Origin of the sequence: Bacillus sp. DC4300-2b2 (assembly GCF_049895685.1) — a bacterium.
Lineage (GTDB): Bacteria > Bacillota > Bacilli > Bacillales > Bacillaceae > Bacillus > Bacillus safensis.
In genome coordinates this window covers 861,779-874,465 of the sequence record NZ_JAFCSW010000002.1, presented here as the reverse complement: position 1 = coordinate 874,465, position 12,687 = coordinate 861,779, and the positions used below count along the sequence as shown (strand labels likewise).

14 protein-coding genes are annotated in these 12,687 nt (G+C 41.0%); 7 read left to right on the top strand and 7 right to left on the bottom strand.

Annotated features, from left to right (window positions below):
• Positions 1-49: 49 nt before the first annotated feature.
• Positions 50-442 (top strand): hypothetical protein, encoded by a 393-nt coding sequence (locus ACP69X_RS09435; RefSeq protein ID WP_034282242.1) that lies wholly within the window; start codon positions 50-52, stop codon positions 440-442.
• Here the strand turns inward: ACP69X_RS09435 and crcB (ACP69X_RS09430) are convergent.
• From crcB (ACP69X_RS09430) to ACP69X_RS09420, 3 genes are read right to left on the bottom strand one after another with little or no spacing between them, the layout of a single operon-like run.
• Positions 429-803: a fluoride efflux transporter CrcB gene (gene crcB / locus ACP69X_RS09430; RefSeq protein ID WP_041089608.1), complete on the bottom strand. Its 375-nt coding sequence runs from the start codon at positions 801-803 to the stop codon at positions 429-431. The genes ACP69X_RS09435 and crcB (ACP69X_RS09430) overlap by 14 nt on opposite strands.
• Complete coding sequence (crcB, locus tag ACP69X_RS09425) at positions 804-1,199, bottom strand: fluoride efflux transporter CrcB (RefSeq protein ID WP_041089610.1); 396 nt, start codon at positions 1,197-1,199, stop codon at positions 804-806. It lies immediately after the preceding gene.
• A gap of 5 nt (positions 1,200-1,204) precedes the next feature.
• Entirely contained in the window at positions 1,205-1,921 is a 717-nt protein-coding gene (locus ACP69X_RS09420; protein ID WP_041089612.1) for a glycerophosphodiester phosphodiesterase, read from the bottom strand.
• A gap of 304 nt (positions 1,922-2,225) precedes the next feature.
• On the opposite strand from ACP69X_RS09420, the gene ACP69X_RS09415 reads away from it, so the two are divergent.
• The 3 genes from ACP69X_RS09415 (at position 2,226) to ACP69X_RS09405 (ending at position 4,341) form a co-directional block, all read left to right on the top strand.
• Entirely contained in the window at positions 2,226-2,327 is a 102-nt protein-coding gene (locus ACP69X_RS09415; RefSeq protein ID WP_008359843.1) for a YhdX family protein, read from the top strand.
• Positions 2,328-2,491: 164 nt separating this feature from the next.
• Positions 2,492-3,580 carry a mechanosensitive ion channel family protein gene (locus ACP69X_RS09410; protein WP_039177507.1) on the top strand — a complete coding sequence of 363 codons (1,089 nt, stop codon included), beginning with the start codon at positions 2,492-2,494 and terminating at the stop codon, positions 3,578-3,580.
• Positions 3,581-3,594: 14 nt separating this feature from the next.
• Complete coding sequence (locus ACP69X_RS09405; RefSeq protein WP_269104027.1) at positions 3,595-4,341, top strand: NAD-dependent protein deacylase; 747 nt, start codon at positions 3,595-3,597, stop codon at positions 4,339-4,341.
• Positions 4,342-4,381: 40 nt separating this feature from the next.
• Here the strand turns inward: ACP69X_RS09405 and ACP69X_RS09400 are convergent, their stop codons facing one another.
• A complete protein-coding gene (locus ACP69X_RS09400; RefSeq protein WP_041089616.1) occupies positions 4,382-5,236 on the bottom strand; it encodes a polysaccharide deacetylase family protein in 855 nt (284 codons plus the stop codon).
• Between the two features lie 296 nt (positions 5,237-5,532).
• On the opposite strand from ACP69X_RS09400, the gene dat reads away from it, so the two are divergent.
• Positions 5,533-6,390 (top strand): D-amino-acid transaminase, encoded by an 858-nt coding sequence (gene dat / locus ACP69X_RS09395; RefSeq protein WP_075611096.1) that lies wholly within the window; start codon positions 5,533-5,535, stop codon positions 6,388-6,390.
• Positions 6,391-6,435: 45 nt separating this feature from the next.
• Here dat and ACP69X_RS09390 read toward each other — a convergent pair whose 3' ends face one another.
• Complete coding sequence (locus ACP69X_RS09390; protein ID WP_041089619.1) at positions 6,436-6,942, bottom strand: universal stress protein; 507 nt, start codon at positions 6,940-6,942, stop codon at positions 6,436-6,438.
• Between the two features lie 556 nt (positions 6,943-7,498).
• Here ACP69X_RS09390 and ACP69X_RS09385 point away from each other — a divergent pair.
• Both ACP69X_RS09385 and ACP69X_RS09380 read left to right on the top strand, forming a co-directional pair.
• Entirely contained in the window at positions 7,499-9,256 is a 1,758-nt protein-coding gene (locus ACP69X_RS09385) for an ABC transporter ATP-binding protein (RefSeq protein WP_426052628.1), read from the top strand.
• Entirely contained in the window at positions 9,253-11,268 is a 2,016-nt protein-coding gene (locus ACP69X_RS09380) for an ABC transporter ATP-binding protein (protein WP_073979241.1), read from the top strand. Before ACP69X_RS09385 ends, ACP69X_RS09380 begins: the two co-directional genes overlap by 4 nt.
• A gap of 117 nt (positions 11,269-11,385) precedes the next feature.
• On the opposite strand, the gene ACP69X_RS09375 is transcribed toward ACP69X_RS09380, so the two are convergent.
• Both ACP69X_RS09375 and ACP69X_RS09370 read right to left on the bottom strand, forming a co-directional pair.
• Positions 11,386-12,003, bottom strand: coding sequence for an NAD(P)-dependent oxidoreductase (locus tag ACP69X_RS09375; protein ID WP_269104025.1), 618 nt, complete (start codon positions 12,001-12,003; stop codon positions 11,386-11,388).
• A gap of 285 nt (positions 12,004-12,288) precedes the next feature.
• Positions 12,289-12,492 carry an alpha/beta-type small acid-soluble spore protein gene (locus tag ACP69X_RS09370; RefSeq protein ID WP_024425744.1) on the bottom strand — a complete coding sequence of 68 codons (204 nt, stop codon included), beginning with the start codon at positions 12,490-12,492 and terminating at the stop codon, positions 12,289-12,291.
• Positions 12,493-12,687: the final 195 nt, after the last annotated feature.

Genomic DNA, 12,687 nt, shown 5'->3' with positions numbered 1-12,687 from the left:
GTGTGTTCGGTATATAATGAGAACAAACGTTCGATAAAGGGGGATGGACATGCTTTGGTATGAAACAGCAAGTATCACGGAGAAAAAAACATCAATGAAACGAATTGAGTTTCATTTAAAGAATTTCAAAAATTATCAAGCAGCGATCTTAAATATCGAAAGGCAGCTTGAAAAAAGAAGCCCGCATCATCTCGACCACATGACACGGAAAAAGTTAGAAGAGCAAAAAAGTCAGTATGAACTCATCGTTGCTTGTATTGAAACGGCATTAAAAGAGTTGGATGAAATAGAGCAGCAGCTCATCGATTACAAATATTTTCGAGATTGGCGGATGGCAAAATGTGCAATGGAAATCGGCTATAGTGAAAAAACACTCTTTTTGATGAAGCGCCAGCTCATGGATCAGCTGCTCATCAGCTTAGCCGCCATCACCAATATTTAAAAAGATGCTGTCCTATTTGATAAAACGCAGCAAAGAGGCATAAAGACCCGATGATTGTAACCAATAAGTAGACAGCAAGCTGTCCAATTTGCCGCTCATGTAGCATGGACGCAGCCTCTACACTAAATGTAGAGAATGTTGTAAAACCACCGAAAAAACCAGTCCCAATGATCATAAGCACCGGATCATTGTCAGTCACTGCACCTGTCAGTAAACCTAAACCGGCTGCGCCGAGTAAGTTGATGAGAATAATACTATACGGAAAACGAGTATGAAACTTGGTTTTCTGAATCGATTGACTGAGGAAAAAACGAAGGGCACTGCCCATCCCGCCAGCAACAGCTGTATAAAATACAATCATTTATCTGCTTCCTTTCGGCTGCTCATTTTGTTGAAAGAGGCGCTGAGCGGTAATCAGTCCACATAAGGCAGCGCCCACTCCAGCAATCACTGAGAGTAGAATATACATGACACTTGATGTAAACAGTCCATCCTGTAATAAGAGAACTGTTTCTTTAGAAAAAGTGGACATTGTCGTAAAACCACCGCAAAATCCTGTTCCGATTAAAGCAGCAAGATATTTTTTTCCCTTCCGAAACATAAAATACCCTGTTGAAAAGCCAAGAAGCAGACTGCCTGTAATGTTTTCAATCAGCGTTGCATAGGGGAATGTGTGGCTGACAACGGACTGGCTAAGTTCATATCTGCAAAGGGTACCAACCAGTCCACCGATAAATACGGCGAGATATGCTTTCATTTACATCATTTCTCCTTTAGAAAAAATGGCGGGTGATCCGTCACCACTCCATCAATGGGGTATGTTTTAATCCTGTCGGCTGTTTTTTGGTCTTTCACTGTCCATATAAAGACATCCATTCCAAATGAGTGGATGCGATCAATCCACCATCTGTTGATCATCGTTTTCTTCATATTAAGGCAATCCGCAAAGGAGCTGTACTCCGCTAATTTCCTTTTCGTCAGTTTGAAGGCAGAGGGTTTTATAATAAAAGCTGTTCGAAGAGAAGGGGCATAAGCTTTGACTCTTTGAAGGGCATAGGCATCAAAAGATTGAACCATGATGTGACGGGAATAGGCAAACCGGTTGATGATGTCGACAACTGCCTTTTCAATCCCAATCTGCCGTTTTGGATGCTTGATCTCAATCAGTATCCCGACACGCTGACTGTATCTTTCAAGGATTTCCTGTAAGGTGGGAATTCGTTCGTTGGCGTACTGAGAACCAAACCAGCTTCCTGCATCCAGTTTCTTCAGCCGATCAAGTGTATAACTTTTCACTAATCCGCTTCCGTTAGTCGTTCGATCAACGGTATCATCATGGATGACGGCTATGTGCTGATCCATTGTTAGCTGGACGTCTAACTCAATATAATCCGCACCCTGCTGAACAGCTAAATCAAATGCGGCCATTGTATTTTCTGGGGCAGCGCTTGATGACCCTCTATGCGCGATAATATACACATGCTCCAGCTCCTGACATAAGTTCTGGTCTTATCATATCAAATTTTTGCTGTTTTTCCTTCTTTACTATATGGAACGAGGGAGAGCTGTATGTAATGGAACATGGCATGTGGTGAGAAGCATCGTGTATGAAAGGTGAAAAGTTGCAGGAATATCCCAAGCTCTTATTGAGTAAATCTGAACTACATCATTTTTTCTTCGATCAATTTTGTCCAAATCGTCAGTGTTCGTCAAAATATTAGTGCTTTCGTCATGTTGACTGAAAATTCTGATGTTTTATAATGATGAAAAGGAGGCGAGATGATTGGGTAAAGGGAGAATTAGAGTGGAAGAACGTATTAAGGTCGAAACGGATGCTGAAATGTTTAAAGCGACTCTCCTTGATCAGGCTCAGAAGAAAAAGTAGTTTGCTGCCCGTCGATATGTCTCTAGCCAAAATTTCATATTTGAACATCATGCCTCGGGATTATTCCCGAGGCTTTTTATGTAGAGGTCAGACATTTAAGAGAGGACATGAACGAAGGTTATATTATAAACTAGAGAGGATTGTTTTAAAGGAGAGAGACAGACATGTTTACACAAAAATGGATGGATACATATTTTACAGTAGATATTGCGATCCAAATTGGAATTAGCCTTTGTATTTTATTGCTTTTTTTATTGCTTCGGAAAGTATTTACGAAGTATTTATTTCAACTTCTGTTTAGGCTGACAAATCGGTCTAAGACGGAGGTCATTAACCAAATCGTTGTGGCATTTGAAAAACCAGCCAGGCTGTTTTTCGTGGCACTTGGTTTATATTTTGCGTTAAGACAGGCACCATACTTTGAGCATCATATGGATGTCATCATTAAATTGTATAGATCCTCCATTATTTTGATGCTGACGTGGGGACTTTGTAATTTAACCGCAGCATCTTCCTTCTTATTTCAAAAGGTCAATTCGAAATTTGAATTAGAAATGGATGATATTTTAGCACCGTTTTTATCAAAGGTACTTCGTTTCATTATTATCGCACTAAGTATTAGTATCATTGCACAAGAATTTAATTATGATGTCAATGGACTTGTGGCAGGTCTTGGTTTAGGTGGTCTAGCCTTTGCGCTTGCCGCTCAGGATACAGTGGCTAACTTTTTTGGAGGGATTGTCATTATTACAGAGAAGCCTTTTACGATGGGCGACTTTGTGGAGACACCAAGTGTTCTTGGGACTGTTGAAGATATTACATTTCGAAGCACAAAGTTTCGAACACCTGCTGAAGCCGTTGTGACCGTTCCGAATTCTACGCTTTCTAAGGAGCCGATCACAAACTGGACGAGAATGAATAAACGTCAGATTACGTTTTCTGTTCGCGTTTCCTACAATACACCAAAGGAAAACATTGATCAGTGTATTAAGCGTCTCAAACAGATGCTTCACGAGCATGATGGTGTGCATAAGGAGACGATTATGGTGAATCTCGATGTATTGGCAGACAGCTATTTGAACTTGTTTTTCAACTTTTATACAAACACGACAGCTTGGTCTGAAAACCTTGATATTAAGCAGGACATTAACTATCGCATCATAGATATTTTCCACGAAGAAGGTGTAGAATTTGCTTTCCCTGGACAGACCATTTATATGAAACAAAAAGGCGAGAAACAGCTGGGTGAATAAAGGAGGAATGGTACGTGGATCAAAAAAAGGTGGAAGCGCTAAGAGAGAGAATATCGCAGGCTTCACATATCACAGTACTCTCAGGTGCAGGTATGAGTACAGAATCGGGTATTCCTGATTTTAGATCAACGGGTGGATTGTGGACGGAAGATACTTCTCGCATGGAGGCGATGAGCCGGTCCTACTTTTTATCAAATCCTCATCAATTTTGGCCGAAATTTAAGGAATTGTTTCAGATGAAAATGAGCGGGGAATACGAGCCAAATAGCGGGCACATCTTTTTAGCCAGCCTTGAGCAACAAGGGAAATATGTGGATATTTTCACCCAAAATATTGATGGTCTTCATAAAAAGGCGGGAAGCCAGCGCGTATATGAACTCCATGGCTCCATTCAAACAGCTACTTGTCCATCGTGCCAGGCGGTATATGATTTGCCGTATTTGTTAAAAGAAGCGGTGCCGGTCTGTCAAAGGGTTTTCTCTGACGGCAGTACGTGTGGACGTGTGCTAAAAACAGATGTTGTTCTTTTTGGAGATATGGTCAAACATTTAGACCAAGTGGAGACATCACTTCAGAAAGCGGACATGCTGCTCGTCATGGGGACTTCCCTAGAAGTAGCGCCAGCAAGATATATTCCAGAAGATGCAGCTCACGATTCTTCCATCTTCATGGTGATGATGAATTTGAGTGAAACAGAATTCGATCCGCTTTTTGATCTTGTCTTTCATGAGCGAATTGGCGATCTCGTGAAAGCTTTATAAATCATTAAAAAACCCGCATCCTAAAGGTGCGGGTTTTTCTTTATTGCTGCAGCGGCTTCATTGTTTCATCAAGAACTTCAAATGTATAGCCTTTTGCCTTTAGCTGCGTGATTAAGCTGCTTAAGTATTTTGCCGTCGCCGGCTGATCATGCATTAAGATGATTTTTGGTTCTTTTGGATATTTTGTCTCCAGCACTTGCAGTTGATTTAATACCTCTGGTACATATTTTGAGCTTTTATATTTCCAGTCAAGACTGTCAATGGTCCAGTCCCAGTACACAAAGCCTTTTTGTTTTAAACGTGCTTTTTGCTGATCGGTTAAATTTGGGGTGCTGCCATAAGGTGTTCTTACAAGATGGGTATACTCACCTGTGACAGAAGCCAAAATGCGCTGATCTTCCTTCATCTCGTTAACAGGAGAATCACTTTTTTGATAAAAGCGTTTCACATCATGGGTAATACCATGAAGCCCTAATTGATGACCTTCTTGATGGAGTCTTTTCACAGCTGCCGGGTGTTCTTTAATCTGCGGCCCGAGCATAAAGAATGTAGCCTTCACTTGATGCGCTTTTAGCACATCTAACAGCTGATTTGAAGTCGCTGATGGCCCATCATCAAAGGTTAAAAAGATTGTTTGATCCGTTATATGTTTATTTGAATCGATCTTAAAATGTGCATCTAATGTTTTCCTAGAAGCATCTTTTGCTTTCATACTAGTGCTTGTGTCCCTAAATTGACTGCTCGCAGACAATTTCGCCGGCTGATCTGCTGCCTGCATATTGGTTTTGGACATATCCCAAATAAAAAAGAGGATCAGTGTCAGGATGACAAAACCAATCGCTTTTGAGAGCAGCATTGTGTTTGAAGGTGTCTGTTTTTTTTTAACCCGTTGCATTACAATCGCTCCAATAAATCAAAAATTTGTGTCGAATCATGTAGTGGATTCTGTCTTTTTCCGCTGTTTTTTGTCATGTTTATATGGTGTCAGTATACAGGAAAAAAGAGCCTATGAATATAGAAGATGCTAAAAAATTGGAATCTTTTTGGTTATGAATCTATATTTGTTACAATAGAAAGTTATCCATTTCATATGATGTGAAATAATTCTGAATAATCATTGAAACGTACTCATTTATCCGCTAAGATAGCATCAGATTCAACCATTATTGTAAAGCGAAGGGGAGATTCCATATGAAAGTATTGTACAATGGAGATTTCGTTGAAAAAAAGGATGCACATGTTGATATTGAGGACAGAGGCTATCAATTTGGGGACGGAGTCTATGAGGTCATCCGTGTATACGATGGTACTTTGTTTACGTTAAAGGAGCATACAGAGCGTTTGTTCAAGAGTGCAAAGGAAATTGGTATTCATCTGCAAGGTACAGTATCTGATATGGAAGAAAAGTTACAACAGCTCGTCGCTCACAATCAATTGGCAGATGGCGGTGTGTATATTCAAGTCACGCGGGGTGTCGCCCCTCGTAAACATCAATATAGTAATACTCTTACTCCTCAAATCACGGCATATACGTTCCAGGTGAAAAAGCCTGTTCAAGAGCAGGAAGCTGGTGCAAAGGCCATATTATCTGAGGATCTTCGCTGGTTAAGGTGTGATATCAAAAGCTTAAATCTTTTATATAACATCATGGAAAAGCAGAAAGCATCTGAAGCTGGTGCGTTTGAAGCAATCCTGATAAGAGACGGTTTTGTGACCGAGGGAACCTCCTCGAATGTATATGCTGTGATTGATGGCGTGATTCGTACTCACCCTGCAAACAATCTCATTTTAAACGGCATTACCCGTAGAAAGCTGCTGGAGGTATGTGAGGCAGAAGGATGTACTGTTGAAGAAAATCGAATAAGCAAAGAAGAACTGCTGCGCGCTCAGGAAATCTTCATCAGCTCGACGACGGCTGAAGTCATTCCGATTGTTGAAATAGATGGTGCGCCAGTAGGGGAAGGTGTTCCAGGCAAGCTGACAAAGCGCGTACAGGAAGGCTTCCAGCAAAAAATTAAACATGAAAGTGAAGCATCGATCTCTTCATAAATAAAAAAGGCTGTAAACATTAGTTTACAGCCTTTTGTGATGCATTTATTTCACAATAAGCACAGGTATATCTGATTTTGCTGATAACTTTTCACTCACACTGCCAAATAGCATTTTTTTCAATCTGCTTTGGTCACGTGCTCCCATGACGATGAGGTCTGCTGATATTTCCTCAGCAAATTCGATAATCGCTTCCGCTGGTTCTCCTTCTACAATTTCAATGGCAGCCTCAAACTGTTCCTCATTTAAAAGCATTCTTGCTTCCGCAACGACCTCTTCTGTATGGTCTTCAAAAATCAAGGGACTTTGCTGTTCATCATGAGGCACATACACAGGGGGTGTTTGAAGATCTGCCGTACCGCCGCCGATATAAGCTCCGCCAGTCATTGGGCGCGGTGCATCAAACACCTGTCTGCCTGTTTTGCCATCATGGGCATAGGCAACGGTCAGCTTGGCATGCAAGGTTTTGGCTAAAGCGATTGCCTTCTTTAATGCTTTCTTACTGTCTTCATGTCCATCAAATGCAACGACCATCCGATCAGCTTGAAACAATGTCCTCATTCCTTTCAAAAGGAGTCTTTACACTCATGGTATACCCGTTAATAGAAAAAGATACACATAAGGGAGATTGATTTTTGTTAGAAAATTTCATTTATTGAAAAATATTTATTGACAAAATGGTGACAGCCACTATAAGATAAAAAAAGATTCAAGAGCCAAAAGGAGGAAATGTCATGTGCAACATTGGAAGAATGAAATCAAACTGCATGAATGGGTTGATTCACGTGACAATTACACCTTCATTGGTCATTGAAAAGGAACTCGTATGTTCCAATTGATCGGATGAATCAAGGCGTATGTTGCGTATTTGTCAACATGCGCCTTTTTACATGACGAAAAGAGGCGTACCAGCCAGCTGGTGGCCTCTTTTTTTGTTGTATTCATTTCGCATTCCGAAATAAAGGGATGGAAAACAACAAGTAAATGAAGAGGAGTGAAAGCATGTGAACATGCCAAAATCAAGACAAATGACAAAAACTCAAAAAACGAAACAAGGTGACTTGCAGGAAAATTTAGAAAGCGGCTAGCTTGAAAAGGAGAGACAAACATGTTTTCAGTATTTGCGAAATTAGGCTGGTTCTTTAAACAAGAGTGGAGGCGTTATACAATCGCTATTACGCTTCTGCTCATTGTGAATGTGCTTGAAATGCTTCCGCCAAGATACCTTGGCCAGGCAGTGGATGACATTCGTTCTGGTCAATTTACAACATCCAGTATTTTGTTTTATGTGACCATTTTTTGCTTACTCGGTGTCGTCGTCTATACACTTACATATTTTTGGATGTATCAGTTATTTGGCGGCGCAAATGTCATGGAGCGTGTGATGCGCGGGAAACTGATGCGCCACTTGCTGAAGATGACACCGACCTTTTATGAAAAGAAAAAAACCGGTAACTTAATGGCATTAGGAACAAACGATTTAAATGCTGTGGCCTTAACGACAGGTTTTGGCGTTCTGACCTTGGTTGATTCCACTGCTTATATGCTGATGATCTTCTTTACGATGGGTCTGACAATTAGCTGGAAATTAACCTTAATGGCGATTCTCCCTATGCCGCTGATGGCGCTCTTGATTGCGTTTTATGGCAGCAAAATCCATGAGCGCTTTACTGTCGCTCAGGATGCATTTGGTGATATGAACGATCGTGTTCTTGAATCAGTGGCAGGCGTTCGAGTCATTCGGTCTTTTGTACAGGAGAAACAAGATGTCGAACGCTTTCGCGAAATGACAGATGATGTATTCCAAAAAAACATGCGAGTGGCGATCATTGATTCCTTGTTTGAACCGACAGTGAAATTACTTGTAGGAATCAGCTATTTAATCGGAATCGGCTACGGAGCCTATCTCGTATTCCAAAGTGATTTAACCATTGGGGAGCTTGTTGCATTTAACGTCTATCTTGGCATGATGATCTGGCCAATGTTTGCGATCGGCGAATTGATTAATATTATGCAAAGAGGAAATGCGTCGTTAGACCGGTTGAATCATACACTCAGCTACAAGCCGGACGTAACAGACGCTGCTCAGCCGAAAACGTTACAAGAGCCTGGAGATATTGAGTTTGATCATGTGACATTCAGGTATCCAACTTCACCTAAAGATAATCTCATTGATGTGTCCTTTACCGTTCGAAAAGGGCAGACGATTGGGATTACAGGCAAAACGGGAAGCGGAAAAACGACTATTGTCAAACAGCTTCTGCGCCAGTACCCGGCAGGTGATGGGCAAATCTTGCTATCAGGTGTTCCAATCCAAGACATTGAATTAGATCAGTTATTTCAATGGATCGGATACGTACCTCAGGATCATATTCTTTTCTCAAAAAGTGTGGAACAGAATATGCGATTTGGTCATCGGGATGCGAAACAAGATGAGTTAGCACAAGCAATCAAGGATGCTTACTTTGAAAAGGATTTACGCCTTCTGCCAGAGGGTCTGGAGACCATGGTTGGGGAAAAAGGTGTGGCGCTGTCAGGCGGACAAAAACAGCGAATATCCATTGCACGTGCTTTATTAATTGATCCAGACATTTTAATTCTAGATGACTCATTGTCTGCGGTAGATGCAAAAACAGAAACCGCTATTTTAGAGAATCTAAGACAAAACCGTCATGGCAAAACGACGTTTATTACGACTCATCGCCTATCAGCTGTTGAACATGCGGATCTTATTCTTGTCATGGAAGAAGGACGTATTGTCCAAAAGGGCACCCACAACGAGCTTATCCAGCAGGATGGGTGGTACAAAGAGCAATTTTTGCGTCAGCAGCTGACAAATCAGCTGGAAGGAGGGGATGAGACATGACAACAGGAAGAAGACTTCTTGCCTACGCACTCCTATATAAGAAAGTACTGTCTGTTGCCTTAATCTTTCTGATGATTGCAGTTGGTGCTGAGCTGACAGGACCTTTTATTGGGAAGAAAATGATTGATGATCATATTTTAGGTGTAGAAAAACCGTATGTCGAGGTCAATGAAAAGACAGACAAAACCGTTTATTACCAGGGAAATAACTATATACGAAGCGATCGATTAAACAATGGAATGGAATCTGGAAAGCAAATTAATGTGGTGCAAGTCGGGTTCGGTTACTATTTTGTGAATGAGCCGATTCGTTTTGATGGAAACAGAAAGATATCGGGAGATCAGCTCACCATTGAAAATGGGAACGAGCGTGAGACCTACGAGGTACAGCGTTTATCAAAAGAAGAGATTTTTGCTTTTTATCAGCCAGAAATCAGTGGTTTGGTGCAGCTTGTTCTATTTTATCTAGGGCTGCTCATCGTTGCGATTTTCTTTCAGTATGGGCAGCATTACTTGCTCCAGAGGATTGCAAATCGAATTATTCAAAAAATGAGGGTAGACGTCTTTGAGCACATCCAAACGCTGCCGATCCGATATTTTGATAATTTACCGGCTGGAAAGGTTGTCGCGAGAATCACCAATGACACGGAAACCATTCGTGACCTATATGTCACAGTCCTTGCTAATTTTGTGACGAGTGCCATTTACATGATTGGGATTTACATTGCCATGTTTTTATTAAATGTGAAGCTGGCACTCATTTGTTTGGTCGCAGTCCCGATTATTTTCCTATGGTCGATGACTTACAGAAAGTTTGCATCCGTGTACAATCACCGAATTCGTTCGATCATCAGTGAAATCAATGCCAAGCTAAATGAAGCTATTCAAGGGATGACCATTATTCAAGCGTTTCGTCATGAAAAAGCGACGAAAGAGGAATTTGATGAGCTGAACAACAATCACTTTCGTTATCAGCGAAAGATGCTACATTTAAATTCACTTCTTTCACATAACTTGGTTAACCTGCTGCGAAATTTAGCCTATGTGGCGCTCATTTGGTATTTTGGCGGTGCATCGTTAAGTGCGACAGGCATTGTGTCCATTGGTGTGCTCTATGCGTTTGTCGATTATTTAAATCGATTGTTTCAGCCGATTACAGGTATTGTGAATCAATTCTCCAGATTGGAATTAGCAAGGGTTTCATCGGAAAGGGTGTTCCGATTATTAGATGAACCAGGAACAGAAGTGGAAGAACCAGTTCAGAAGAAGCTGGAGGGACACGTTCAGTTCAAAGATGTCACCTTTGCTTATAATGAAGGAAAAAATGTCTTAAAGAACATTACGTTTGAAGCAAAGAAAGGTCAAACGGTTGCACTTGTGGGGCATACTGGTTCTGGGAAAAGCTCGATCATGAACTTGCTGCTGCGCTTTTATGACATTCAGCAAGGAGACATTCTCATAGATGGCGAAAGCATTTATGATCAGTCGCGTCAAACGCTGCGTAAACAAATGGGCATTGTGCTGCAAGACCCGTATTTATTTTCGGGAACGATTGCCTCCAATGTCAGCTTAGGAAATGAAGAGATCAAAAGAGAAACCATTGAATCCTCATTAAAGCAAGTAGGCGCAGCAGAGTTGTTGAAGCACCTGCCGCAAGGCTTTGATGAACCAGTCGTTGAAAAGGGAAGCACCCTTTCCTCAGGGGAACGTCAGTTGATTTCATTTGCACGCGCATTAGCGTACGATCCAGCGATTTTAATTTTAGATGAAGCCACCGCCAACATTGATACAGAAACAGAAGCGATCATTCAGCGGGCGCTTGATGTAGTTAAAGAAGGACGAACGACTTTTGTGATTGCTCACCGATTATCCACGATTAAGAAAGCCGATATGATCTTGGTGTTAGAAAAAGGTGAGATCGTCGAGCGTGGCAGTCATGAACAACTCATGCAGCAAGAAGGACTGTATGCGCAAATGTATGAACTGCAAAAGGGTGCTGTTGCAAACAGTTGATGAATAGTAGAAAAAAGAGCCTCTTCAAATTGAATGAGGCTCTTTTCATTTGCATGAAAAAGTCGAGGATTCTGTCCTCGACTTTTACTGATTATATTGTTTGGACAGGCTGCACCATTAATAAGCGATGCCGACGCGTTGATGTACAAACTCCTTCGAATTTAACTGCTGATATAAAAAGTGTGCGGTATCTTCAACTGAAATTTTCTTTCCATCTATAGGGAGAAAATCTTTCTCATAGCGATATGACCGTGTCACTTCTCCATCTGGTAAATAGGTTGGACAAATAATGGTCCAATCTAGATCAGTCGATTGAAGGATTTCAAACGCTTTCGCATGCTCTTTAGCCGCTCGGGAAGTGGTCCGCCTTGATTCATTTGTTTCAAAACGGAAAAGCTCCGGCTGCTGCCTTGCTTTTAAAATACCTGCTGTACCAATTGTAATAATTCTTGATGTATTTGTTTGCTTCATGGCTTGTACGATATGCTCCATTGAAACAGATAATGTATCATCACCATCTGTTGATAGACAGCTCACAACAATATCTGCTCCTTTGATTGTCTCAAGCACATCTTCTCGATTTCTTGAATTGCCGGTGACTTGAAACATACCCGCAAGCATTTCTTCTCGGTTTGTCCGAATCAATGAACGAACCATGTAACGATCATCTACTTGAACGAAACGAAGAAATGCTTGTCCTACACGTCCATGAGCACCGAAAAGAGCTATTTTCATCTGTTCGATCCCTCCACTACATACTATAAGTGAAAAGAACCCAAAATGGTACAACTTTTATGTGATGCTTTTTTTATAAAGATGAAAGGACCGAATACTATGAGCATATTCACATAATAGAGAGATCCCTACAAATTGTAAAAGTTCAAAGTTCATACCGGAAATAATGTCCATGAAGATCCGCTCCTTTCTATTACATGATATGAGCTGAAAGGAGTTTGGTGAGGGATAAAAACAAAAAAAGAAGACACCATAAGAGGTGCCTTCTATGATCCAAATATGAAATTAAGCTTTTGTTCCGCCAAGGTTTTGTTGAGCGAAAGACACAAGACGTTTTGTAATTTCTCCACCAACTGAACCGTTAGCACGAGATGTTGTTTCTGCTCCAAGGTTTACACCAAATTCAGAAGCGATTTCGTATTTCATTTGATCGATCGCTTGCTCTGCTCCAGGAACTAGTAATTGGTTTGAACTATTAGAATTTGCCATGATGTGATTCTCCTTTTTGTATATGATTTATTTTTTTGGTTGGGTTTGCTGGAATCGCACCAGCGAAATGATCAAGTCATTTGCCACTTGGCGAAACCCAATGCAGTAACTGCTTTGTACTAAGTATTATGGTTGTTTCCGAAAAAAACATACGAGAAAAGAACATGGTAAATGTTGTGTGAACATACAAAAACC